The 24,200-nt window shown below is 74.8% G+C and carries 18 protein-coding genes; 15 read left to right on the top strand and 3 right to left on the bottom strand.

Features of this window, described 5'->3' with window-relative positions; translation table 11 throughout:
* Positions 1–7: 7 nt before the first annotated feature.
* Positions 8–1,009: a LysR family transcriptional regulator gene (locus ABD345_RS12100; RefSeq protein WP_344552005.1), complete on the top strand. Its 1,002-nt coding sequence runs from the start codon at positions 8–10 to the stop codon at positions 1,007–1,009.
* Positions 1,010–1,091: 82 nt separating this feature from the next.
* Here the strand turns inward: ABD345_RS12100 and ABD345_RS12095 are convergent, their stop codons facing one another.
* Entirely contained in the window at positions 1,092–1,418 is a 327-nt protein-coding gene (locus ABD345_RS12095) for a WhiB family transcriptional regulator (protein WP_030457376.1), read from the bottom strand.
* A gap of 533 nt (positions 1,419–1,951) precedes the next feature.
* Between ABD345_RS12095 and ABD345_RS12090 the strand changes: the two genes are divergently transcribed.
* The 12 genes from ABD345_RS12090 to ABD345_RS12035 all read left to right on the top strand — a co-directional run bounded on the left by ABD345_RS12090 (position 1,952) and on the right by ABD345_RS12035 (position 20,132).
* Positions 1,952–2,563 carry a response regulator transcription factor gene (locus ABD345_RS12090; protein WP_014136228.1) on the top strand — a complete coding sequence of 204 codons (612 nt, stop codon included), beginning with the start codon at positions 1,952–1,954 and terminating at the stop codon, positions 2,561–2,563.
* Between the two features lie 195 nt (positions 2,564–2,758).
* Positions 2,759–3,481, top strand: a complete 723-nt coding sequence (shbA, locus tag ABD345_RS12085) for an RNA polymerase sigma factor ShbA (protein WP_344552004.1) — start codon at positions 2,759–2,761, stop codon at positions 3,479–3,481.
* A 264-nt stretch (positions 3,482–3,745) separates the two neighbouring features.
* The gene (guaB, locus tag ABD345_RS12080; protein ID WP_344552003.1) at positions 3,746–5,248 is read left to right on the top strand and encodes an IMP dehydrogenase; all 1,503 of its coding nucleotides are present in this window, start codon (positions 3,746–3,748) and stop codon (positions 5,246–5,248) included.
* Positions 5,249–5,410: 162 nt separating this feature from the next.
* A complete protein-coding gene (locus tag ABD345_RS12075; protein WP_344552002.1) occupies positions 5,411–6,529 on the top strand; it encodes a GuaB3 family IMP dehydrogenase-related protein in 1,119 nt (372 codons plus the stop codon).
* Positions 6,530–6,775: 246 nt separating this feature from the next.
* Entirely contained in the window at positions 6,776–8,416 is a 1,641-nt protein-coding gene (locus ABD345_RS12070; RefSeq protein ID WP_344552001.1) for a serine/threonine-protein kinase, read from the top strand.
* A 161-nt stretch (positions 8,417–8,577) separates the two neighbouring features.
* Entirely contained in the window at positions 8,578–9,669 is a 1,092-nt protein-coding gene (locus ABD345_RS12065; protein ID WP_344552000.1) for a protein kinase, read from the top strand.
* 155 nt (positions 9,670–9,824) lie between these two features.
* Complete coding sequence (locus ABD345_RS12060; RefSeq protein ID WP_344551999.1) at positions 9,825–11,477, top strand: serine/threonine-protein kinase; 1,653 nt, start codon at positions 9,825–9,827, stop codon at positions 11,475–11,477.
* A gap of 84 nt (positions 11,478–11,561) precedes the next feature.
* Positions 11,562–13,169 (top strand): succinic semialdehyde dehydrogenase, encoded by a 1,608-nt coding sequence (locus ABD345_RS12055; RefSeq protein WP_344551998.1) that lies wholly within the window; start codon positions 11,562–11,564, stop codon positions 13,167–13,169.
* A gap of 21 nt (positions 13,170–13,190) precedes the next feature.
* On the top strand, positions 13,191–14,951 hold the full coding sequence (locus tag ABD345_RS12050) for a GMC oxidoreductase (RefSeq protein WP_344551997.1): 1,761 nt from the start codon (positions 13,191–13,193) through the stop codon (positions 14,949–14,951).
* A gap of 65 nt (positions 14,952–15,016) precedes the next feature.
* A complete protein-coding gene (locus ABD345_RS12045) occupies positions 15,017–16,591 on the top strand; it encodes a hypothetical protein (protein ID WP_344551996.1) in 1,575 nt (524 codons plus the stop codon).
* Positions 16,592–17,389: 798 nt separating this feature from the next.
* Positions 17,390–18,976, top strand: a complete 1,587-nt coding sequence (gene guaA / locus ABD345_RS12040; protein WP_344551995.1) for a glutamine-hydrolyzing GMP synthase — start codon at positions 17,390–17,392, stop codon at positions 18,974–18,976.
* 151 nt (positions 18,977–19,127) lie between these two features.
* Positions 19,128–20,132 (top strand): Rieske 2Fe-2S domain-containing protein, encoded by a 1,005-nt coding sequence (locus ABD345_RS12035; protein ID WP_344551994.1) that lies wholly within the window; start codon positions 19,128–19,130, stop codon positions 20,130–20,132.
* Positions 20,133–20,135: 3 nt separating this feature from the next.
* Here the strand turns inward: ABD345_RS12035 and ABD345_RS12030 are convergent, their stop codons facing one another.
* Entirely contained in the window at positions 20,136–20,363 is a 228-nt protein-coding gene (locus tag ABD345_RS12030; RefSeq protein ID WP_344551993.1) for a hypothetical protein, read from the bottom strand.
* Positions 20,363–21,919, bottom strand: a complete 1,557-nt coding sequence (locus ABD345_RS12025) for a PspC domain-containing protein (RefSeq protein WP_344551992.1) — start codon at positions 21,917–21,919, stop codon at positions 20,363–20,365. The genes ABD345_RS12030 and ABD345_RS12025 overlap by 1 nt, the downstream gene beginning before the upstream one ends.
* A 134-nt stretch (positions 21,920–22,053) precedes the next feature.
* Here ABD345_RS12025 and ABD345_RS12020 point away from each other — a divergent pair, with 134 nt between their 5' ends.
* Complete coding sequence (locus ABD345_RS12020) at positions 22,054–23,442, top strand: PspC domain-containing protein (RefSeq protein WP_344551991.1); 1,389 nt, start codon at positions 22,054–22,056, stop codon at positions 23,440–23,442.
* Complete coding sequence (locus ABD345_RS12015; RefSeq protein ID WP_344551990.1) at positions 23,435–24,115, top strand: LuxR C-terminal-related transcriptional regulator; 681 nt, start codon at positions 23,435–23,437, stop codon at positions 24,113–24,115. The genes ABD345_RS12020 and ABD345_RS12015 overlap by 8 nt, the downstream gene beginning before the upstream one ends.
* Positions 24,116–24,200 lie beyond the last annotated feature (85 nt).

The raw sequence follows: 24,200 nt of genomic DNA, 5'->3' as shown, positions 1-24,200 counted from the left end.
TTGAAGCGTGATCGAAGCCCGCCACCTCCGTGTCCTGCACGCCGTCGCCCGGACCGGGTCGTTCTCCGCCGCGGCGCGCGAACTGGGGTGCACGCAGCCGGCGGTGAGCCAGCAGATGAAGGCGCTGGAGAAGGCGGTCGACACCCCGCTGGTGGTGCGGGCGGGGCGGGAGATGCAGCTGAGCGAGGCCGGGCGGGTGCTGTTGCGGCACGCGGACGGGATCCTCGCGGGGCTGTCGGCCGCGGAGGAGGAGGTCGCGGCGATCGCCGGGCTGCGGGCCGGGCGGGTGCGGCTGGTCTCGTTCCCGACGGCCAGCTCGACGCTGGTGCCGCGGTCGGTGGCGCAGGTGCGGGCGGCGCACCCGGGGGTGCGGGTCTCGCTGGTGGAGGCGGAGCCGGTCCAGGCGCTGGCGATGCTGCGCGGCGGGGAGTGCGAGGTGGCGCTGGCGTTCCGGTACCCGGACTCGCAGGGCGGGCCGAGCCTGCCGTCCCCGCACGCGACGCTGCGCGAGGCGCGGGCCGAGGCGGCGCTGGAGGCGGCGGCGACGGCGGCCGCGAACGACTGGTCGGACCTGGTGGTGCGCCCGCTGCTGGACGACCCGATGGTGGGGCTGGTCCCGGCGGGGCACCCGCTGGCGGAGCGGGGCGAGGACGCGCCGGTGGACCTGGCGGAGCTGGCGGGGGAGCAGTGGATCGCGGGCTGCCCGCAGTGCCGGGGGCACCTGGTGGAGCTGTGCACGGACGCGGGTTTCGCGCCGGCGATCGAGTTCGCCACGGACGACTACCCGGCGGTGGTGGGCCTGGTCGGCGCGGGCCTGGGGGTGGCGGTGCTGCCGGGGCTGGCGCTGGAGTCGGTGCGGCACCCGGGGGTGGCGGCGGTGCCGGTGCGGGTGGCGTCGGGCGAGCCGGCCCGGCGGGAGGTGGTGGCGCTGACCCTGCCGGACCTCGCGGAGGTGCCGGCGGTGGCGCTGATGCTGGACCAGCTCGCGGCGGCGGCCGCCGCCCGCTGAGCGCGGCGCCGGCCGGGGACGGGCGGGCGGCGCGGCGGGGCGCGGTCCGCTGCGGCGGGGACGGCCGCGGCGGGACGGGCGGTCAGCGCCGGATGGTCTGCGGCATCGCCAGCGGGACCTCGGCCAGCCGGTTGCGGGAGCGGCCGAGCAGCTCCTCGCGCTCGTCCTCCGTCATGCCGCCCCAGACCCCGTAGGGCTCGCGGACGGCCAGGGCGTGGGCCGCGCACTGGGTGCGGACCGGGCAGCGCATGCAGACCTCCTTGGCGCTCGTCTCGCGGGAGGTCCGGGCCGCGCCGCGCTCGCCCTCGGGGTGGAAGAACAGCGAGCTGTCGACGCCGCGGCAGGCTGCGGAGAGCTGCCAGTCCCAGAGGTCTGCGTTGGGGCCGGGGAGGCGGGAGAAATCTGCCATGGTTCGTTCCCTTCATGGCTCGGGACCTGGCGGCTCGGTCGCGGTCGCTGCGGCGAGGCTGCACGGGGCCGGTACGGACACCTGGAAATATGACTTAAGCCAGCTACACGGACAAGTCACCCACACAGCGACGAATCAGTCAATGACCTGACAGAAGCTATAAAAACGGACAAAAGGGGCGATAGGTTTGAACCCGAATGCTCCATCGATCGGGTGTCCGACCGGGCGCGAGCGGCCCTTGGAGGGCGCGCGCGGCGCGGACACCGCGTGCGAGCTGCACAAAAGTGCGGCGCTTGCACCGCGAGGTGGCTCTTGTGTGATGGGTCGGCCACGTACAGTGGTGGAGATGGAGGTGAAGCCGTAACTCATTCGAGTGACGGTCGTTGGAAGTACGGAGGCGGTCAGAGGGCGCAGGACATCGGGAACGGTCGCGCAGCGAGGCGATCGGAACGGGTCCGTCCCGGGGCCGTGTCGGAGAGGTTCGTACCAGCCAGGAGGCTCAACGTGACGCGGATCAGCTGCGGAGGACGGTCATGACATCCGTACTCGTCTGCGACGATTCCCCGCTCGCCCGGGAGGCGCTTCGCCGTGCGGTGGCGACCGTGCCCGGCGTCGACCGGGTGACCACTGCGACGAACGGTGAGGAGGTCCTCCGCCGCTGGGTGGCCGACCGTTCCGATCTCGTTCTGATGGACGTCCGGATGCCCGGCCTCGGCGGGGTGGAGACGGTCCGCCGGCTGCTGTCGGCCGACCCGGGCGCCCGGATCATCATGCTCACCGTCGCCGAGGACCTGGACGGGGTGGCCCTCGCGGTCGCCGCCGGGGCCCGCGGCTACCTGCACAAGGACGCCTCGCGCGCCGAACTGCGGGCCACCGTCACCCAGGCGCTGGCCGATCCGACCTGGCGCCTGGCGCCGCGCCGGCTGCGCAGCCCGGACATGGGCGCCGCGCCGACCCTGACGGCCCGTGAGATCCAGGTGCTGGAGGGGATGAGCCACGGCCGTTCCAACGCCGAGATCGGCCGCGAGCTGTTCCTGTCCGAGGACACCGTGAAGACGCACGCCAGGCGCCTGTTCAAGAAGTTGGGCGCCTCGGACCGCGCGCACGCGGTGGCGCTGGGCTTCCGTTGGGGCCTGGTCCGCTGAGCGGGCGCGCGAACTGCGCTCGCTCGGACGTGTGACGTTGTGGTCCCGAGGCTGCACCATGGAGTAGTGGAGCACCTCGGGGACCAGCGGACAGGCAGGGGAGGCGGCACGGTGCACGCGGCGACGGATAACGTTCCGATGCACAAGTCCGGACGCGGTGCCGCGTTTTCCGGCCCGACCAGGCACCATGGACCGATGCGTGACGACGAGGAGGCCGCCGGGCCCGACCCGGTGCAGCCCGCCCCCGGGGGTGCGGCTGCCGATCCGTCGTCGGCACCGGAGGGTGCGGTGACCGCGGCCGACGGCCCGTCGGGAGCGGCGGTCCGCCCGCCCGTCCTCGGCGCGGGGACGTCGCCGGAGGTGGCCGAACTGGTCGCCGCGGCGGTCCGCGGGGACGGCCCGGCGATCGAGGCGCTGCTCGGCTACGTGCTCCCGCTGGCGCTGCGGTACTGCCGCGGCCGGCTGGTGCGGCTGCCCGGCGGGGCCCGGCACCACGTGGACGACGTGGCCCAGGAGGTCTGCGTCGCGGTGCTCTGCGCACTGCCCCGCTACCGGGACACCGGGCGTCCGTTCGAGGCGTTCGTGTACGGGATCGCCGCGCACAAGATCGCCGACCTGCAGCGGGCCGCGATGCGCGGGCCCGGCTCGACGGTGATCCCGCCGGACGACCTGCCGGAGACGCCGGACGACTCGCTCGGGCCGGAGGAGCGGGCGCTGCTGTCCAGCGACGCCGAGTGGATCAAGGAGCTGCTGTCGTACCTGCCGGCCCGGCAGCGCGAGCTGGTGCTGCTGCGGGTGGCGGACGGGCTGTCGGCGGAGGAGACCGGCGAGGTGCTCGGCATGTCGCCGGGCGCGGTGCGGGTCGCCCAGCACCGGGCGCTGTCGCGGCTGCGGGCACTGGCGGAGGAGACCGGCTGATCCCGGTCCGCGCTGCTGGACGCGCGTGGACGGCCGTCCGGGCCGGGGCGGAAGAAGCGCGGCCGACCGGGTGTTGTCAAGAGGGCGCGACGACCTACCCCGCGTCACCAGTACCATGGGGTATCGGCGCCTGGTCGGGTCGCCAAAGTTTCTCCGGTGCGCGCGGGGTTCCGTTGGAGGTTCCTCCAGGCACCGGGCGTCTTGGCGGCCCATGACAGCCGGGCGCCCGTGCGCAGAACGACGGCCCGCCACGGAAGGTTCCCCATGTCTTACAACGCCGCCGGCGTACCCGAGAAGTTCGCGATGCTCGGACTCACGTACGACGACGTCCTGCTGCTGCCCGGGGCCTCCGAGGTGCTGCCCAACCAGGTCGACACCTCCTCGCGGATCTCCCGGAACGTGCGGGTCAACATCCCGCTGCTGTCGGCGGCGATGGACAAGGTCACCGAGTCGCGGATGGCGATCGCGATGGCCCGCCAGGGCGGCGTCGGCGTCCTGCACCGCAACCTCTCGATCGAGGACCAGGTCAACCAGGTCGACCTGGTGAAGCGCTCCGAGTCCGGCATGGTCACCGACCCGATCACGGTCGGCCCGGAGGCGACGCTGGCCGAGGCCGACGCGCTGTGCGCCCGGTTCCGGATCTCCGGCGTGCCGGTGGCCACCCCCGAGGGCAAGCTGCTGGGCATCGTCACCAACCGCGACATGGCCTTCGAGACCGACCGCAGCCGCAAGGTCGGCGACATCATGACCCCGATGCCGCTGATCACCGGCAAGGTCGGCATCTCCGGCGAGGACGCCGTGGCGCTGCTGCGCCGCCACAAGATCGAGAAGCTGCCGCTGGTCGACGACGAGGGCCGGATCAAGGGCCTGATCACCGTCAAGGACTTCGTCAAGGCGGAGAAGTACCCGAACGCCGCCAAGGACGCCGAGGGCCGGCTGCTGGTGGGTGCCGCCGTCGGCGCCTCCGCCGAGGCCTTCGACCGCGCCCAGGCGCTGGTCGGCGCGGGCGTGGACTTCCTGGTCGTCGACACCTCGCACGGGCACTCGCACAACGCGCTGTCCTGGATCTCCAAGATCAAGGCCGCCGTGCCGGTCGACGTGGTCGGCGGCAACGTCGCCACCCGGGACGGCGCCCAGGCGCTGCTCGACGCGGGCGTGGACGGCGTGAAGGTCGGCGTCGGCCCCGGCTCGATCTGCACCACCCGGGTGGTCGCCGGCGTCGGCGTCCCGCAGGTCACCGCGATCTACGAGGCCGCCCAGGCCTGCCAGGACGCGGGCGTCCCGATCATCGGCGACGGCGGCCTGCAGTACTCCGGCGACATCGGCAAGGCGCTGTGCGCCGGCGCCGACACCGTGATGCTCGGCTCGCTGCTGGCCGGCTGCGAGGAGTCGCCCGGCGAGCTGCTGTTCATCAACGGCAAGCAGTTCAAGTCGTACCGCGGCATGGGCTCGCTGGGTGCCATGCAGACCCGCGGCCAGGCGAAGTCCTTCTCCAAGGACCGGTACTTCCAGGCCGAGGTCTCCTCCGACGAGAAGCTGATCGCCGAGGGCATCGAGGGCCAGGTGCCCTACCGCGGCCCGCTGTCCGCGGTGCTGTTCCAGCTGGTCGGCGGCCTGCGCCAGACCATGGGCTACGTGGGCGCGGCCACCATCGAGGAGATGCAGACCAAGGGCCGGTTCGTCCGGATCACCTCGGCCGGCCTCAAGGAGAGCCACCCGCACGACATCCAGATGACCGTCGAGGCGCCGAACTACAACGCCCGCTGAGGCCACCGGAACCGCCCGGCCGCGGATCGACCGCGACCGGGCGGTTTCGTGCGTCCGGCTCCGGGCGCGCCCCTGGCGGGGCAGGTGGGGGCGAGTACGGGATACTTGGGGCGTGGCCGGGGTGACCCGGTCGGGAGATGGAAAGCAGCAGAAGGGCTCGAAGTGACTGAGATCGAGATCGGGCGAGGCAAGCGCGGCCGCCGGGCGTACTCCTTCGACGACATCGCCGTCGTCCCCAGCCGCCGTACGCGTGACCCGAAGGAGGTCTCGATCGCCTGGCAGATCGACGCGTACCGGTTCGAACTGCCGTTCCTGGCCGCGCCGATGGACAGCGTGGTCTCGCCGCAGCAGGCCATCGCGATCGGGCAGCTCGGCGGCCTGGGCGTGCTGAACCTGGAGGGGCTGTGGACGCGGTACGAGGACCCGCGGCCGCTGCTGGAGGAGATCGCCGCGATCACCGACGAGGCGGCGGCGACCCGGCGCCTGCAGGAGGTGTACGCGGAGCCGATCAAGGCCGAGCTGATCAAGGAGCGGATCAAGGAGGTCCGTGACTCCGGCGTCGTGACCGCCGCGGCCCTCTCGCCGCAGCGCACCGCCGAGTTCTCCAAGGCCGTGGTGGACGCCGGCGTCGACGTGTTCGTCATCCGCGGCACCACCGTCTCGGCCGAGCACGTCTCGGGCGCGGCCGAGCCGCTGAACCTCAAGCAGTTCATCTACGAGCTCGACGTCCCGGTGATCGTCGGCGGCTGCGCCACCTACACCGCCGCGCTGCACCTGATGCGCACCGGCGCGGCCGGCGTGCTGGTCGGCTTCGGCGGCGGCGCCGCGCACACCACCCGGGGCGTCCTGGGCATCCAGGTCCCGATGGCGACCGCCGTGGCGGACGTCGCCGCCGCCCGCCGCGACTACATGGACGAGTCCGGCGGCCGGTACGTGCACGTGATCGCGGACGGCGGCGTCGGCTACAGCGGCGACATCCCGAAGGCCGTCGCCTGCGGCGCGGACGCGGTGATGATCGGCGCCGCGCTGGCCCGCGCCACCGACGCGCCCGGCCGGGGCTACCACTGGGGCATGGAGGCCGTCCACGAGGAGCTGCCGCGCGGCAAGCGGGTCCACCTGGGCACCGTCGGCACCACCGAGCAGATCCTGGCCGGCCCGTCGCACACCCCCGACGGCACGATGAACCTGTTCGGCGCGCTGCGCCGGGCGATGGCCACCACCGGCTACACCGAGCTCAAGGAGTTCCAGCGGGTCGAGGTCACGGTCAACCCCGGCCGCTGACACCCCCGCTGAGCGGACCTCAGCACGACCGGAGGGCCCCCGCCGTGATCCACGGCGGGGGCCCTCCGGCCACGGGCGGGCCCGGTGGTCCGGGCGGCCGGGCGAGGGGGCGGGTGGCCGGGGAGGGACGGGACAGGGGATGATGGGTGTCCGGCGTGCGACCGCCACCTCCGGTGGTCCGACACGCCGTCAGGTCACGGCCGGGATGCCCGCCGTCGACCGCAACACCATGGGGAGAGCGCACCGATGACGCAGCCGCAGGAACCGACCGGCCGACTGCTGGCGGACCGCTACCGGCTCGGCGAGGTGCTCGGACGCGGCGGCATGGGCACCGTCTGGCGGGCCGAGGACGAGGTACTGGGCCGGATCGTCGCGGTCAAGGAACTCCGGATGACCGGCACCGTCGACGAGATCGAGAAGCACCGGCTGGTCGTCCGCACCCTGCGGGAGGCCAAGGCCACCGCGCGGATCCGGCACACCGCCGCCGTCACCGTCTTCGACGTGGTCGAGGAGGACGACCGGCCGTGGATCGTGATGGAACTCGTGGCCGGCCGGTCGCTGGCCGACGTGGTCGCCGAGGACGGCCCGCTCGCCCCCGAACGGGCCGCGCAGGTCGCGCTCGACCTGCTCGGCGTGCTCGGCGCCGCGCACGCCCAGGGCATCCTGCACCGGGACGTCAAGCCGTCGAACGTGCTGATCGGCGAGGACGGGCGGACCGTGCTCACCGACTTCGGCATCGCCAGCGTCGAGGGCGACACCTCCATCACCTCCACCGGCATGCTGGTCGGCGCCCCCTCCTACATCGCCCCCGAGCGCGCCCGCGGCAAGCTGCCCGGACCGCCCTCCGACCTGTGGTCGCTGGGCGGCACGCTGTACGCGATGGTCGAGGGCGTCCCGCCGTACGACCGGGGCGACGCGCTGGCCACCCTCACCGCCGTGATGACCGAACCGCTGCCCGCCCCGCGCAACGCCGGGCCGCTGCGCCGGGTCATCGAGGGCCTGCTGGAGAAGGACCCGGCCGAGCGGATGGACGCCGACACGGCCCGGCCGCTGCTCGAACTCATCGCCGCCGGGAAGCCGCTGCCGGACGCCGAGACGGTGGTCGTCCCGGCCCCGCCGGCCCCGGTGGAGGCGGCCGCCCGGACCGCCGAACCGCCCGCCGCGGCCGGGCCGTCCGGCGGGCGGCGGCGCGCGGCGCTGACCGGCGCGGCGCTGGCCGCGGTGCTGGTGCTGGTCGCGGCGCTGGTGGCGTTCTGGCCGAAGGGCGACCAGGAGCCGGCGGCCGGGGCCGGGGCGACGCAGGTGGCGGCGGTGCCGCCGGCCGGTCCGGCGGACGGCGGTTCGGCCTCGGCGTCCCCCTCCGCCCCGGCGTCGGAGTCGGCTTCGGCCACCGCGTCGGCCCCGGGCACGGCTTCGCCGTCGGCCTCCGGGGGGCAGGTGCCCGCCGGGTTCAAGGTGTACAAGGACCCGTCCGGGTTCAGCATCACGCTGCCCGAGTGGATGGCCGACCAGGGGCACGACTACCGCGCCACCAGCCGGCGCTTCGAGGGCCGCGGGCTGCGGCTGGTCGTCGACTGGCAGAGCCCCGCCGGGGACAGCGCGCTGAAGGACTGGCAGGCGTCCGACCGCAACGCGAAGATGACCAACTACCGCAAGGTCCGGGTGGAGGCCATCTCCTACCGCGACTGGACCAACGCCGCCGACTGGGAGTGGACCTACACCGGCAAGACCGACACCCTGCTGCACTCGCTCAACCGCGGCTTCGTCACCGGGGGCGGCAAGTACGGGTACGCGATCTACTGGACCATGCCCGAGGAGGTCTGGACGGCCCCGGAGGGCTCGCAGGCCCGGCAGGTCTCCTTCGAGAGCTTCCAGCCCGCGCCGTAGCGGGCAGCCGCGGGGGACCGCCGGGGCGGCTCCGGCGCGGGCGGGGCGGGGGTCCGGGGCGGCGGGGCGGCTCCCGGTGGTGGGGCGGAAAGCGCGTACCGAGCGGTCGCGGGGGCAGGCGGGAGCCGTACGCTGGCGGGACTACGGCGTGAGGAACAGGCATGCGAGCGGAGCCGGGGCAAGTGGTGGCCGGGCGGTACCGGGTGACGGACCGTCCGGAGGACGGGACCGGGGTGCTCGCGGTGGACGTCCACGGCGGGGCGCGGGTGCGGCTGTTCGGGCTGGAGCTGCCCGAACTGCTGGTGCCGGGGCACCCGGTGGGGGCGCCCGCGCCGTCGTACGGGCCGCGGGTGACCGCGCGGGTCGCGCAGGTCGCGGCGGCGGCGGGGAGGCACCCGCGGCTGCTGCGGGGGCTCGCGGCCGGGCCCGAGGACGAGGTGCTGTGGATCGCGGAGGAGGCGGTCGCGGGGGTGCCGCTGGAGCGGCTGGCGGGCAACGGCCCGGTCTCGCCGTACCGGGTCGCGGAGATCGGGGCGGACCTGGCGGGCGCGCTGCGCTCGCTGCACGAGGCCGGTCTGACGCACGGGAACCTGACCCTGCGCACGGTGCTGGTCTGCGAGGACGGCGCGGCGATGCTCGGCGGCCTGCTGCTGGGCGCCGCCGAGGAGGAGCTGTGCGCGGCGCTGGGCGGCGAGGTGCCGCGCCGGGTGTACGAGACCCGGGCGCTGATGCTCGGAGCGCTCGCCGAGCGCTGGGCGATCGACCCGGGCGCCCCCGCGGACACCTGGGCGCTGGGGGTGCTGCTGTACCGGCTGCTGACCGGCCACGGCCCGTACCCGGAGGACGACCTGCCGACGCTGCTGGCGGCCGTCCGGGACGGGCGGCACCGCCCCGCCGACGGCTGCGGGCCGCTGCGGCCGCTGGTCGAGCGGCTGCTGCGGCCGGACGCCGCGGTCCGGCCGGACGCGGCCGCCGTCCAGCGGGAACTGCGCGAACTGCTGGTGTTCGCACCCGAACCGGGCTTGGACGGACCGCCCGACCCGCTGCTGCCGGTGCCCCGCCCGGTGGCGGGCCCACTGGTGCCGCGGCAGCGCGGCCGGCGCCCGGCGCGGGCGGCGCGGCGGGAGACGGACCGTCAGCTCCCGGTGCGCCCACCGCGGGTGCCGCCCCGGCTGCTCGGACCGCTGGTGCTGGGCGGAGTGCTGCTGCTGTTGGTCGCGGCGCTCGCCGGGATCGTGGCGGTCGCAGGCTGAGAGCGGCCGGTCACGGTGCGATTCGTAGCCCGGGGTGCGATTCCCGGGGGGCCCGGCGCAGCCTAGGCTTGCCTCCTGAACCGTCGGTGCGAGCAGGCACACGGTCTGCCAGGACCCCGTCCGACCGGCGGTGGGGGAGCGAAGGGGGGACGGTCATGGGCGCACAGGACCAGTCGACCGGCCGTCTGCTGGCCGGGCGGTACGCGCTCGGCGAGCGCCTGGGGCGCGGCGGGATGGGGACCGTCTGGCGTGCCAGGGACGAGATGCTGGACCGGGAGGTGGCCGTCAAGGAACTGACGGTCAGCCACCTCTCGGAGGAGGACCGGGAGATGCTCCAGACCCGGATGCAGCGGGAGGCCCGGGCCGCGGCCCGGATCAAGCACCCGGGCGTGATCACCATCCACGACGTGCTGGAGCAGGACGGCCGGCCGTGGATCGTGATGGAGCTGGTGGACGGCCGCGCGCTGTCCGACGTGATCACCCAGGACGGCACCCTGACGCCCCGGGAGGCCGCCGACGTCGGCCTCCAGGTGCTCGCCGCCCTGCACCGCGGTCACCAACTGGGGGTGCTGCACCGCGACGTCAAGCCCGCCAACGTGCTGCTGGAGCACGGCACCGGGCGGGCGGTGCTGCTCGACTTCGGCATCGCCAAGTTCGAGGGCGCGATGGACATCACCCGCCCCGGTGACCTGGTCGGCTCGCCCGACTACCTGGCCCCGGAGCGGGCCCAGGGCCAGCGGCCCGGACCGGCCTCCGACCTGTGGGCGCTCGGCGCGACGCTGTACCACGCGGTCGAGGGCGAGTCGCCGTTCCGCCGCGACAACCCGCTCAGCACGCTCACCGCCGTCGTCGACGAGCCGCTGCCCGAACCGCGCCGGGCCGGCGGGCTCGGGCCGGTGCTGGCCGCGCTGATGGCCAAGGACCCGGACGAGCGGCCCGGCGCCGACGAGGCGGGCCGGATGCTGCGCGAGGTCGCCCACGGACACACCGTCAGCATCCGGGTGCCCGAGCAGGCCGGCGCGTCCCGGCTGCCCACCCAGCTGGTCCCGGTGGTCGACCGGGTCGCGGAGGGCGAACCCGCCGCCCCGGCGGCCGAGGCGGCCACCGAGTCCGGCCCGGACCGGGCGGCGACGCCCGTCGCACCGCCCGCCCCCGCCCCGCAGGCCGCACCGCCCCGGCGGCGCGGTCGGGCCGTGCTGTGGGCGGCCGTCGGCGTGCTGCTGCTGGCCGGGGCGGGCGGCGGCGCGTACTACTACCAGCAGCACCGCGGGACGCCGGTCGTGACGGTGACGCCCGGCCCGGCCGCGTCCGGCACCGACAACCCGCTGCCCACCGACAGCCCGCTGCCCAGCGGCGCGCCCGCGCCCGCCGGGTACACCTGGCAGGACGACCCGGCCGGGTTCCGCTTCCTGCTGCCCACCGACGGGGACTGGGTGCGCACCGAGAAGCCCGGCGGGCAGATCTACTACTCGCCGGACAACCTGGAGCACTTCCTGCTGTTCGCGGTCACGGTCGGCCAGCCGCTCTCCCCGCAGGAGCACTTCCTGCAGATGGAGACCTCGCTGAGCAAGAGCCTGAAGGACTACCAGCGCACCAGCCTCGCCATCGCCAAGATCAAGGGCGAGGAGGGCGCGGTGTGGGAGTTCGGCTTCGGCGCCAAGGACGCCCGCCGGAGCGCCAAGGAGGTCGAGTTCCGGCGCGCCGACGGGACGGCGTTCATGGTGTACGTGTCGGGCCCGGAGAAGGACTGGCGCGACAGCCTGCGGCAGTTCACCACGGTGCTGAACAACTTCACCCCGACCTCCTAGGCTCCGTCCGGCCGGGGCGACACGTTCGGCTTTCGCTGTTACCGGCGGGTACACAAGTCGGGGTCCAGGGCCTAGGCTGCCCGCATGACGGAGAGCACGATCCAGGCCCGGCGCAACCCTGCGGCGAAGGGCGCGGCGCGCGGCGTCGCTTCGGCGGTGCCCGCGGCGCTGGTCGCCCGGCTGGCCAAGGGCGTCACCGCCGCCGGTGGGCAGCGCGCGCGGACCCTCGCGCCGCTCACCGGCGAGGCGCTGGCCGACCTGCCGGTGTCCTCGGAACAGGACGTGGAGCTGGCGTTCGAGCAGGCCCGGCGGGCCCAGCCGGCCTGGGCCGCGCTGTCGGTGCGGTACCGGGCGGGCGTCCTGCTGCGCTTCCACGACCTGCTGCTGGCGCGGCAGGACGAGGTGCTGGACCTGATCCAGGCGGAGACCGGCAAGGCCCGGCTGCACGCCTTCGAGGAGGTGATGGCCGTCGCCTCGGCGGCCCGGCACTACGGCCGCACCGCGCACTCCTACCTGAAGGACCGCCGCCGCGGCGGCGCCGTCCCCGGGCTGACCAGCGCCGTCGAGTCCCGCCGCCCCAAGGGCGTGGTCGGGCAGATCTCGCCGTGGAACTACCCGCTGGAGCTGTCGGTCGGCGACGCGCTGCCCGCCCTGGTGGCCGGCAACGCGGTGGTCAACAAGCCGGACACCCAGACCGCGCTGACCGCGCTGTGGGCCCGCGAGCTGTTCGTCGAGGCCGGACTGCCCCCGCAGCTGTGGCAGATCGTGCTCGGCGACGGCCCGGTGGTCGGCCCGCAGGTGGTCGAGCGCGCCGACTACGTCGCCTTCACCGGCTCCACCCGCACCGGCCGGGACGTCGCCCGCCGGGCCGCCGAACGCCTGGTCGGCGCCTCGCTGGAACTCGGCGGCAAGAACGCCATGCTGGTGCTCGCCGACGCCGACCTGGAACGGGCCGCCGCGGGCGCCGTCCGGGCCTGCTTCTCCTCGGCCGGCCAGCTCTGCATCTCCATCGAGCGGCTCTACGTGCACCGCTCGGTCGCCGACGCCTTCCTGGCGAAGTTCGCCGAGAAGACCGCCGCGCTCCGCCTGGGCGGCGGCCTCGCCTACGGCGCCGACATGGGCTCGCTGGTCTCCGCCCGCCAGCTGGAGACCGTCACCCGGCACGTCGAGGAGGCCGTCGGGGCCGGCGCGAAGGTGCTGACCGGCGGGCAGGCCCGGCCCGACCTGGGCCCGCTGTTCTACGAACCCACCATCCTGGACGGCGTCACCCCCGAGATGGCGGTCTGCTCGGAGGAGACCTTCGGCCCGGTCGTCTCGGTCTACCGCTTCGACACCGAGGACGAGGCCGTCGCCGCCGCCAACGGCACCCCGTACGGCCTGAACTCCTCGGTCTGGACGAAGGACACCGCCCGCGGCCGCAAGGTCGCCGCCCGGCTGCGCACCGGCACCGTCAACGTCAACGAGGCGTACGCCGCCGCGTACGGCTCGGTGGCCTCGCCGATGGGCGGCATGGGCGACTCCGGGCTCGGCCGGCGGCACGGCGCCGAGGGCATCCTGCGCTACACCGAGGCGCAGACCGTCGCCGTGCAGCGGCTGCTGCCGATCGGCCCGTCGATGGGCATGGACGACCGGAAGTTCGCCGAGCTCTTCACCACCGGCCTGAAGGCCATGAAGGCGTTCCGGCTGAAGTAGCCGACCCTGGAGGGGGCAGCAGTGTCGTACGACTACGACGTCGTGGTGGTCGGTTCGGGCTTCGGCGGCTCGGTCGCCGCCCTGCGGCTCACCGAGAAGGGCTACAAGGTCGCCGTCCTGGAGGCCGGGCGCAGGTTCCGCCGCGAGGAACTGCCCCGCACCTCCTGGAGCCTGCGCGACTACCTGTGGGCACCCGCCCTCGGCCGCTACGGCATCCAGCGCATCCACCTGCTGCGCAACGTGCTGATCCTGGCCGGGGCGGGCGTCGGCGGCGGCTCGCTGAACTACGCCAACACGCTGTACGTCCCGCCGAAGGCGTTCTTCGAGGACCGGCAGTGGGCGCACATCACCGACTGGCAGGCCGAGCTCGCCCCGTTCTACGACCAGGCGCAGCGGATGCTCGGGGTGCGGCTCAACCCCACCATGACCCCCTCCGACGTGCACCTGAAGGCCGCCGCCGAGGCGATGGGCTGCGGCGACACCTTCCACCTGGCACCCGTCGGGGTGTTCTTCGGCGACGGACGGGACGGCACCGGCGAGGCGAAGGCCGCGCCCGGCGGCGAGGTCGACGACCCGTACTTCGGCGGCGCCGGGCCGAAGCGCCGGGCCTGCACCGAGTGCGGCGAGTGCATGACCGGCTGCCGGCACGGCGCCAAGAACACCCTCACCGAGAACTACCTGTACCTGGCCGAGCGGGCCGGCGCCGAGATCCTGCCGATGACCACCGTCGAGCGGCTGCGCCCGCACGGCGGGGGCTACGCGGTCGACGTGCTGCCCACCGACGCCCGCACCCGGCGGGCCCGGAAGGCCGGGGCGCGCACGATCACCGCCGAGCGGGTCGTCGTCGCGGCCGGCACCTACGGCACCCAGACCCTGCTGCACCGGATGCGCGCGGGCGGGCTGCTGCCCCGGATCTCCGCCCGGCTCGGCCACCTCACCCGCACCAACTCCGAGGCCCTGGTGGGCGCGCAGACCTCCACCCGGCGCTACGGGGAGCGCCCCGACTTCACCCGCGGCGTGGCCATCACCTCCTCGGTGCACCCCGACGCGAACACCCACATCGAGCCGGTCCGCTACGGGCGCGGCTCCAACGCGATGGGCGCGCTCTCCATCCAGCAGGTCAGCGGCGCCGGGCGCGGACCGCGCTGGCTGCGCTACCTGGGCACCGCCGCCCGGCACCCGTGGATCTTCGCCCAGTCGATGAACCAGCACCGCTGGTCGGAGAAGACCATCATCGGCCTGGTCATGCAGTCCCTCGACAACTCGCTGACCGTCTCGCTGAAGAACGGGAGACTGACCTCCCGGCAGGGCCACGGCGCGCCCAACCCGAGCTGGATCCCGGCCGCCGAGGAGGGCGCCCGGGCGCTCGCCGCCTCCATCAACGGCTTCCCCGGCTCCACCGCCGGCGAGGTCTTCGACATCCCGCTGACCGCGCACTTCCTCGGCGGCTGCCCGATCGGCGACAGCGCCGAGACCGGCGTCGTCGACCCCTACCACCGGCTGTACGGGCACCCCGGGATCAGCGTGGTCGACGGCTCCGCGGTCTCCGCCAACCTGGGCGTCAACCCCTCGCTCACCATCACCGCACAGGCCGAGCGCGCCATGTCGATGTGGCCCAACCGCGGCGAGGCCGACCCGCGCCCCGAGCCGGGCGCCGGCTACCGACCGGTCCCGCCCGTCACTCCGCGTCAACCCGCCGTCCCGGCAGGGGCGTTCGGCGCGCTCAGGCTGCCGCTGCTGGCCGTGCCCGAGGTGCCCCGCCGGGCCCCGGAAGGAGATTGACATCCCTTTACCCGCGGTGGGATAAACGGGCCCTCGAAGCACGAACCACCCTGGGGGGAACCAGCATGCCCATCTGCCCGTCCTGCGGAGCGGCCTCGGCCGACCCCGCGGTGACCTGCGCCAACTGCGGCAGGCCGCTCTCCGCGCCCGCGATCGGGGACGTGATCGAGGACACCGGCCCGGTCGGCGGCTCCCCGTGGGGCGCCGGCAAGGTGCACCACACCCGGGAGGCGCCGGCGCTCTCCCGGGGCTGGCTGACCGCCGGCCGGGTGCTGATCGCCCCCACCCTGCTGCTGGTGCTGGCCGCCGCGATCGGCACCGGCAGCCAGGACGACGACTCGTTCCGGATCACGCCGTTCGGGTCCGACAACGGCTTCCAGAGCTGGCTGTCCCTCGTCCTCACCGGCTTCGGCGCGCCGCTGCGGATCGTCATGCACGCCACCAAGCGGAGGGGCGACGCCTCGACGACCAGCCTGGAGACCAACGTCCACCTGGTGCTGTACCTGGTCGCGCTGGGCTGGCTGCTGCTGCTCTGGCTCGGCCTGCACCTCGGCGCCCGGGCCCGCCGCCGGGCCGGGGCCGCCGAACCGGCCGGGGCCGCGGTCGGGATCCAGGCGCTGCGCACCGGCGCGGTGTCCGCGGTGGTCGCACTGCTGCTCGGCTGGCTGGCGGGCCAGGAGTCGGGCGACGGCGACGGCTACGCCTCGATGAGCTCCGAGGTCGGCCCGGCCCTGCTGCCGCTGACGCTCTCCGCGGGCATCGCCGCGGCCGTGGTGGTGCTGGCCGTGGACGGCGCGGCCGCGCTGCGCGCCGAGGCCGCCCGGCGCGGCTGGCTGGGCAGCCTGCTGGTCGCCTGGCAGCACGCCTTCCGGGTGGTCTGCGGGCTGCTGGTGCTGCTGACCGCGGTCGGGCTGGTGATGCAACTCTCCTACGGCGACTCGCTCTGGAAAGCCGGCCCCCTGGTGATGGTCACCAACTACGGCGTGGCGGTGCACGGCATCGGCAGCGGCGCGACGCTGCTGGTCGGGGGCTTCGAGGACAGCCACCTGGCGGTGTCGCTGTTCGACCTGGGCGACCACGGCGACGGCTGGTGGTTCGCCGTCCTGCCGGCGCTGGTCGCGGCGCTGGCGCTCGGCTGGTCCGCGCACCGGGGGCGGCTGGCCCAGCGCGACCGGGCGGTGCTGGCGGGCGTGTACGCGCTGCTCAACGTGCTGCTGCTGCTCGGCACCTCGATGTGGTCCACGATGGGCGGCCCGACCAGCGGCGAGGTCGGCGGGTTCACCGTCCGGACCGAGGACACGATCGGCTGGTCGGTGCTCTCGGTGCTGATCTCCGCCGCGGTCTGGGGCGCGTTCGGCGCGCTCGCGGTGCCCGGCCTGCTCGACGGGCTGCGCGGCACCCCGGCGGCGGCCCCGCCGCGCCCGTTCGGCCCGCCGCTGCCGCCCGCCCCGGCGGTGCCGCCGCTGCCCGGCGCGCTGCCCGGCACCCCGGTGCTGCCCGGCCAGGCCGTCACCGACCGGCTGGAACCGGGCGCGCACGGCTCGGTCGAGCTGGTGGTCGACGAGCCGCCGACCGCCGCCGTGGCGTTCGACGGGGACGGGGACCCGCACGCCGCGTTCCGCCGCCCCCGGGCCGACTGAACCGGGCCTCTCGCCCGGGGCCGGCGCAGGCCGACCCGGGCAGGCGCAGGCCGACCCGGACCCGGAAAGGGCAAAGGGCCCCGCGGGGGAACGGGGCCCTTTGTCACAGCACTCGGCGTCAGGGCCGCGCCGGTGCTGGGTGACGGCGCCGGGGGATGGGCGCCGTCGCGGAAAAGCGGTCCAGGGCACGCGCGGGGCCGGATGGGCCTCACGGAGCGTGAAAGGGAGCCGTCCGCGAGAACGGGCTCTCCAGGACGGGAGGTGCACGGTGAGCCCTCCGCCTCCATGCATCGTCCTGGACGAGGGCCTTGCCGTGCAACCGATTCGGCGTAAATGAGGAGTACGGCCGGAACCGGACGCGGCGCGGGGCGGCGCCGGTCCGCCCGCCGGGGGCGGTGACCGTGCGTGATAAGTGCTTGCGGGGCGTACCGGGGCGTACGCCGGGGCGGGCGGCTGACTGAGGTGTGGCGGCCGGCACCGGTACCGGCCGCCACACCCCGGGTCCGCCCGGTCGCGGACGGGGTCGCTGTCCCCTGCTGACCCGACCGCTGCACCGGGGCGCGGTCCCACGGCGGGCCCGTGCCCGCCACGCGCACCCGGTGGACCGGAGATTGATCCACGCGTGGTTCCGCCGCGCGGTGCCGCCCGCACCTGGAGGGTGCCGGCGTCGTGCGCGGTCTCCCGGTGCAACGATTCGCCGGGGCGCGCGGTCACGGGCGGCGGCGCGGGCAGTCGGGTGAAAGCGTCCCGGTAGACTCGGGTGTGACACCCCCTTGTACCGCCGCCGGAAGGCCGTCTGTGTCCGCTGATTCCCCCGTCCAGTCCGCACCCGAGAACGACACCGTCCTGGTCGTCGACTTCGGTGCCCAGTACGCCCAGCTCATCGCCCGTCGGGTGCGTGAGGCGCGGGTCTACAGCGAGATCGTGCCGAGCACCATGCCGGTCGCCGAGATGCTCGCCAAGAACCCGAAGGCGATCATCCTCTCCGGCGGTCCGTCGTCGGTGTACGAGGAGGGCGCCCCGCAGCTCGACCGCGCGCTCTTCGAGGCCGGCGTCCCGGTCTTCGGCATGTGCTACGGCTTCCAGCTGATGGCCAAGACCCTCGGCGGCACCGTCGACAACAGCGGCGCCCGCGAGTACGGCCGCACCCCGCTGGCCGTCTCCCGCCCCGGCTCCACCCTGTTCGAGGGCACCCCGGCGCAGCAGTCGGTGTGGATGTCGCACGGCGACGCCTGCTCGGCCGCGCCCGAGGGCTTCACCGTCACCGCGTCCACCGACGTGGTGCCGGTCGCCGCCTTCGAGAACGACGACCTCAAGCTGTACGGCGTGCAGTACCACCCCGAGGTGATGCACTCCGAGCACGGCCAGCAGGTGCTGGAGCACTTCCTGTACCGCGGCGCGGGCATCGCCCCGAACTGGACCACCACCAACGTGGTCGAGGAGCAGGTCGCGCTGATCCGCGAGCAGGTCGGCGACAAGCGCGCCGTCTGCGGCCTGTCCGGCGGCGTGGACTCCGCGGTCGCCGCCGCGCTGGTGGCCCGCGCCATCGGCGACCGGCTGACCTGCGTGTACGTCGACCACGGCCTGATGCGCAAGGGCGAGACCGAGCAGGTCGAGAAGGACTTCGTCGCGGCCACCGGCGTCAAGCTGGTCGTGGTCGACGCCGAGGAGCGCTTCCTGACCGCGCTGAAGGGCGTCTCGGACCCCGAGCAGAAGCGCAAGATCATCGGCCGCGAGTTCATCCGGGTCTTCGAGCAGGCCCAGGCCGACATCATCGCCGACGAGGGCCCGGCCGTGGAGTTCCTGGTCCAGGGCACCCTGTACCCGGACGTGGTGGAGTCCGGCGGCGGCACCGGCACCGCCAACATCAAGTCCCACCACAACGTCGGCGGCCTCCCCGAGGACCTGGAGTTCCAGCTCGTCGAGCCGCTGCGCAAGCTGTTCAAGGACGAGGTCCGGATGGTCGGCCAGGAGCTCGGCCTGCCCGCCGAGATCGTCCAGCGCCAGCCGTTCCCCGGCCCCGGCCTGGGCATCCGGATCGTCGGCGAGGTCACCAAGGAGCGCCTGGACCTGCTCCGCGAGGCCGACGCCATCGCCCGCGAGGAACTGACCCTGGCCGGCCTGGACACCGAGATCTGGCAGTGCCCCGTGGTGCTGCTGGCCGACGTCCGCTCGGTCGGCGTGCAGGGCGACGGCCGCACCTACGGCCACCCGATCGTGCTGCGCCCGGTCTCCTCCGAGGACGCCATGACCGCGGACTGGTCGCGGCTGCCCTACGAGGTGCTGGCGAAGATCTCCACCCGGATCACCAACGAGGTCAAGGACGTGAACCGGGTCGTCCTGGACGTCACCTCCAAGCCGCCGGGCACCATCGAGTGGGAGTGATCCCACCGGCAACCGTGTGACCGCGCCGCCGCTTCCCGCGCCAGGGGAGTGGCGGCGCGGCCATGTGGGAAGGGCACCGGGCACAATCGGACCCGGTCCGGTCGGCGACGGCGCCGGCGGACGGCAGGCGGCGAGGGAGAGGGCGGCGAGGATGGCGACGGGGACGGGCAACACGGCGGGCGGTACGGCGGGCGCCAGGATCACCGAGTGGAAGGCCGCGGGGTCGCGCTTCGCGCTGCTGCCGCTGCGGCTGTTCCTCGGCGTCACCTTCGTCTACGCCGCCTTCGACAAGCTCTCGGACGCGCACTACCTGGCCGGGGCGGGTGACCCGGCCTCCTTCTACGCCCAGACCAAGGCCGCCGAGGACAGCAGCCCGATCGGCTGGGCGCTGTCCCCGGCGCTGCACGCGCCCACCTTCTTCGGCCTGCTGGTCGCCTTCGGCGAGCTGGCCGTCGGCCTGGGCACCCTGTTCGGCCTGTGGGGCCGGATCGCCGGGCTCGGCGGCGTGCTGCTGTCCGCCACCCTCTGGCTGACCGTCAGCTTCCACACCACCCCGTACTACCTCGGCAACGACCTGGCCTACCTGCTGGCCTGGACGCCGCTGCTGCTGGCCGGCACCCCCTACCTGTCGGTCGACGGCTACCTCGCCGCCCGGGCCGCCCGCGACCGGGCCCGCGGCCTGGCCGAGGACGCGGTGCGCCGCCGCGCCCTGCTCGACGGCGGCATCGCGGCCGTCGCGCTCGGCGGCGCCGGACTGCTCTCCGGCTCGCTCACCGCCAGCTTCGGCCGGGACGAGACCCCCGCCGCCGCGTCCGGGACCGGCGCCACCAGCCCCGTCCCGCAGGCCGGCCCCTCGGTGCCCGCCGCGCAGGTCCCGGTCGGCGGCTCCGCCACCGTCAAGGACCCGGCCAGCGGGGACGCCGTCTACATCGTCCAGCCCGCCGCCGGGCAGTACGCCGGCCTGTCCTCGGTCTGCACCCACTCCGGCTGCGCGGTCAACCCGCCCAAGGACGGCAAGCTCTACTGCCCCTGCCACGGCTCCACGTTCGACGCCGCCACCGGCGCGGTGATCACCGGCCCGGCCGTGAAGCCGCTGCCCGCGTACGGGGTCAGCAAGAACGGCGACCGGCTGGAGCTCGGCCCGCAGAAGTCCTGACGGTCAGTCCAGGCGGTGGTCGTCGTCGCGGGCCCCGCCCCGGCCGCGCCGGGACGCCGCCACCAGGGCGCCGGCCAGTCCGCCGGCGCCGAGCACGATGCACGCCAGCGGCAGCACGAAGCGGCTGTTCACCTCGCGGTCGTTCAGCGAGGCCACCAGGTACAGCACCGCCAGCGCGGTGAACAGGCCGCCCGCGATCAGCGCGTACAGGTCGAACCGATGCTTCCTCATCACCGCACCACCTCGATGTTCCCGGCGCCCACGGTCACCGTCAGTTCCAGTACGCCCCTGGACGGCTGTCCGTCCGGGACTTCGAGCACCACGTCCTCGTTGGTGAACGGCCCGTTGAACTCCCGGCCGTCCGGCAGCCGGACCTCGCCCGCGCCGTCGCGCAGCTTCAGCCGCAGCTCCGTCCCGGACGGCACGCTCACCCGGGCGTTGCCCGCGCCGAGCCGCAGCTCGGTGGCCAGGGTGCCGCCGCCGGGGTCCAGCGCCGACAGGTCGAGCTTCGCGTCGCCGACCAGCAGCGTGTAGTGCGGGCGCAGGTCGTCCCCGGCGGCGGTCCAGGTGCGGTCGCCCGCCGAGTCCGCGACCGTCGCCGAGGTGCCGGCCGCGAGCACCAGGCCCGCCGTCAGCAGCAGCGACAGGAAGGTCAGGCCGCGGGTGCGGCCCCAGCGGGAGCTGACCACCATCGCCAGGCCCAGCGGCAGCAGCGCCACCGCCAGCACCGTCGACCAGCGGTGCTGCCCGTGGTCGCTCGCCGCCACCGCCCAGGACGCGCCGATCGCCACCAGCACCGCCGACGCGCCCAGCACCGGGGTGCCGCGCTCGGCCCGGCGCCGGGCCTTCCACTCGCGGTGGCGCTCCATGCTCGCCCGGTGGCGCTCCATCGCCTCCCGCTGCCGGACGCGGTGGTCCGCCATCCGGCGTTCCATCCGCTCCTGGTAGGTCTCCGTGCCGTCGTCCTCCCCGGGGTCCTCCGGGCGGGGCTCCTTGCGCAGCGGGTCGCCCGCCGGCAGGTCGGTGCGCTGCCACCACGGCTGCGCGGGCGCCCCGGGCGGGGTCGGGCCGCCGTACGGGTTGCGCTCCGGGTGCCGCGGGTCCCACAGGTAGCCGGACGGGCCGACCGGCGGGGTGTCGGCGGGCCGCTCCTCGGTGCCGCCGGCCGCCCGCTCCTCCTGCCAGGCGCGCACCCGCTCCTGGAACTCCGCGCCGCGGGCCCGCCACTCCACCCGCAGGTCCCGGCCGACCGACTCGCCCCAGGTCTTCCAGTCGGTGAGCGGGCCGCCGTCCTCCAGCCGGTCGCGCGGGCCGGGGGCGCCGGCCGCGGGCGGCGCGTCGCCGTCGAAGCGCCGCCGCCGCTCCGGGTCGTAGCGCAGCGCCAGGAACACCAGCGCCGCGAGCAGCAGCAGCGGGAACAGCTGGCCGCCGTCGCCCATCGAGGAGAAGAACACCCCGGTGCCGATCACCGTCACCAGCACCGCGCCCACCGACTGGCCGTCGACCCGGCCGGTCAGCACCCGGTGCAGCTCGGTGGTGCCGCCCTCGCCGTCCGCGGCCTCCCGCGGCACCACCAGCCAGGCCAGGCCGTAGATGAACAGGCCGAGCCCGCCGGTCAGGCCGAGCACGGCGATCACCACCCGGAACACCACCGGGTCGATGTCCAGGTAGCGGCCCAGGCCGCCGCACACGCCCGCCACCACCCGGTGCCGGGAGGAACGGGTGAGCGCCGGGCGGCCCCCGTCCGGGGCGGCCTGCGGCTCCTGAGGGATCTGGTCGTCCGTCATGTCCCCCATCCTTCCGGGCCGCCGGGTCCCGCCCAACCGTCCGGGGCCCGGGGGCGACCCTGAACTCTCCCTGAGGGGCCCTAGGGGCCGGACCCTGATGCGCCGCCGCGCCGGCACCTGCCACCATCGGTGCCGTGGCCGCACCGGAGAGCAGAAGCACCGAACCCAGGGGCACCGAGCCCGCGCCGACCGATCCGCCGGTCGGCGCGCCGCCGTACCGGCGGCTCTACCGCAGCCCGCACGGGCGGATCCTCGGCGGCGTCTGCCAGGGGCTGGCCACCCACCTCGGCGTGCCGGTCACCTGGGTGCGGCTGGCGTTCATCGTGCTGTTCTTCTCCGAGGGCATCGGCGCCCTGCTGTACGCCGCGTTCTGGGTGGTGGTGCCGCTGGGCATCAACCAGGCCGCCCCCGGCGCCGCCGCCGTCCGCCGCCCGGCCGGGGCCGCCGGCCGCTTCGGGCGGCTGCGCGAACTGCTGGAGCGCACCTTCCACGGCGACCAGGGCGCCCCCGGGGCCGGCGACGGCCCGGCCCCGGTGGAGGCCCGCGGCCGGGCCGGCAGCATGGGCCAGCTGTTCGCCCTGGTCGCGCTGGTGATCGGCGTGATGGCGCTGCTGTCCGCGCTGGGCGTCCAGACCGCCAAGCCGTACGTGTGGCCGCTGCTCGCGGTCGGCATCGGCGTCGCCCTGGTGTGGCGGCAGGCCGACGACTCGCGCTGGCAGAGCTGGTTCGGCCTGGAGCCGGGCAGCCGCAAGGGCGCCTACCTGCGGGTGCTGTCCGGGGTGCTGCTGGTGGTGGCCGGCATCATCGGCTACTTCGTCACCCAGGGCGTGGACTCGCCGGTCGCGCTGGTCGTCGAGTCCTCGCTGGCCGTGGTCGCGGGCGTGCTGGTGCTCGGCGGCCCGTCCATGCTGCGGATGTGGCAGGACCTCGGCGCCGAGCGCACCGCCCGGATCCGGGCCCAGGAGCGGGCCGAGATCGCCGCGCACGTCCACGACTCGGTGCTGCACACCCTCACCCTGATCCAGCGCCGGGCCGAGGACCCCAAGGAGGTGCTGCGCCTGGCCCGCGCCCAGGAGCGCGAGCTGCGGCTGTGGCTGTACCGCCCGGAGGCCGCCGCCGAGCAGGCCCCCGACACCCTCGCCGAGCACCTGCGGGAGATCGTCGCCGAGGTCGAGGACCGGCACGGCGTGCCCCTGGAGCTGGTCTGCGTCGGCGACTGCCCGATGGACGAGAAGATCGCCTCGCAGATGAGGGCCGCCAGGGAAGCCATGGTGAACGCCGCCAAGTACGGTGGCGGTGGACCGGTCCAGGTCTACGCGGAGGTGGAGGGGAGGACGGTGTCGGTGTTCGTCCGCGACCACGGCCCCGGCTTCGACCCCGACGACCTCCCCGAGGACCGCATGGGCGTACGCGAATCGATCATCGGCCGGATGCGGCGCAACGGGGGCACCGCGCGGGTGCGGCCCGCGCCGGACGGCGGGACCGAGGTCGAGCTGGAGATGGAGAGGGCGGCAGATGACTGACGCAGCGGCGCAGGAGGCGGCACCCGGCAGGCGGGCCCGGGTGGTCCTGGTCGACGACCACCGGATGTTCCGCACCGGCGTGCGCGCCGAGATCGGACGCACCGACGAGACCGGCATCGACGTGGTCGGCGAGGCCGACGACGTGGAGTCCGCGGTCCGGGTGGTCGCCGAGACCCGGCCCGACGTGGTGCTGCTCGACGTCCACCTGCCCGGCGGCGGCGGCGTCGAGGTGCTGCGCCGCTCGGCCGGGGTGGAGGGGGTGCGCTTCCTGGCGCTGTCCGTCTCGGACGCCGCCGAGGACGTGATCGGGGTGATCCGCGGCGGCGCCCGCGGCTACGTCACCAAGACCATCACCGGCACTGACCTGGTCAACGCGGTCTTCCGGATCGCCGACGGCGACGCGGTGTTCTCGCCCCGGCTGGCCGGCTTCGTCCTGGACGCCTTCGCCGCCACCGACACCCCGCCGGTCGACGAGGACCTCGACCGGCTCACCCAGCGCGAGCGCGAGGTGCTGCGGCTGATCGCCCGCGGCTACGCCTACAAGGAGATCGCCAAGCAGCTGTTCATCTCGGTCAAGACGGTGGAGAGCCACGTCTCGGCGGTGCTGCGCAAGCTGCAGCTCTCCAACCGGCACGAGCTGACCCGCTGGGCCACCGCCCGCCGGCTGGTCTGAGAGGGGCGGGCGGGGCGGTTTGGGACGCTGTACGGACCTCGTGTAGCGTGCGAGCGGCTGAGGGGGGCGAGGTGTACAACCTATG

This window comes from Kitasatospora saccharophila (genome assembly GCF_039529925.1).
GTDB lineage: Bacteria > Actinomycetota > Actinomycetes > Streptomycetales > Streptomycetaceae > Kitasatospora > Kitasatospora saccharophila.
Note: the sequence above shows the minus strand (reverse complement) of the source record. Positions and strands in the feature narration are given on the sequence as shown.

Coding starts and splice junctions, on each gene's coding strand:
- ABD345_RS12095 (WP_030457376.1), bottom strand. CDS start 1,418: ATGGCAGATTTCTCCCGCCTCCCCGGCCCCAACGCAGACCTCTGGGAC.
- ABD345_RS12090 (WP_014136228.1), top strand. CDS start 1,952: ATGACATCCGTACTCGTCTGCGACGATTCCCCGCTCGCCCGGGAGGCG.
- shbA (WP_344552004.1), top strand. CDS start 2,759: ATGCGTGACGACGAGGAGGCCGCCGGGCCCGACCCGGTGCAGCCCGCC.
- guaB (WP_344552003.1), top strand. CDS start 3,746: ATGTCTTACAACGCCGCCGGCGTACCCGAGAAGTTCGCGATGCTCGGA.
- ABD345_RS12070 (WP_344552001.1), top strand. CDS start 6,776: ATGACGCAGCCGCAGGAACCGACCGGCCGACTGCTGGCGGACCGCTAC.
- ABD345_RS12065 (WP_344552000.1), top strand. CDS start 8,578: ATGCGAGCGGAGCCGGGGCAAGTGGTGGCCGGGCGGTACCGGGTGACG.
- ABD345_RS12060 (WP_344551999.1), top strand. CDS start 9,825: ATGGGCGCACAGGACCAGTCGACCGGCCGTCTGCTGGCCGGGCGGTAC.
- ABD345_RS12055 (WP_344551998.1), top strand. CDS start 11,562: ATGACGGAGAGCACGATCCAGGCCCGGCGCAACCCTGCGGCGAAGGGC.
- ABD345_RS12045 (WP_344551996.1), top strand. CDS start 15,017: ATGCCCATCTGCCCGTCCTGCGGAGCGGCCTCGGCCGACCCCGCGGTG.
- ABD345_RS12035 (WP_344551994.1), top strand. CDS start 19,128: ATGGCGACGGGGACGGGCAACACGGCGGGCGGTACGGCGGGCGCCAGG.
- ABD345_RS12030 (WP_344551993.1), bottom strand. CDS start 20,363: ATGAGGAAGCATCGGTTCGACCTGTACGCGCTGATCGCGGGCGGCCTG.
- ABD345_RS12025 (WP_344551992.1), bottom strand. CDS start 21,919: ATGACGGACGACCAGATCCCTCAGGAGCCGCAGGCCGCCCCGGACGGG.
- ABD345_RS12015 (WP_344551990.1), top strand. CDS start 23,435: ATGACTGACGCAGCGGCGCAGGAGGCGGCACCCGGCAGGCGGGCCCGG.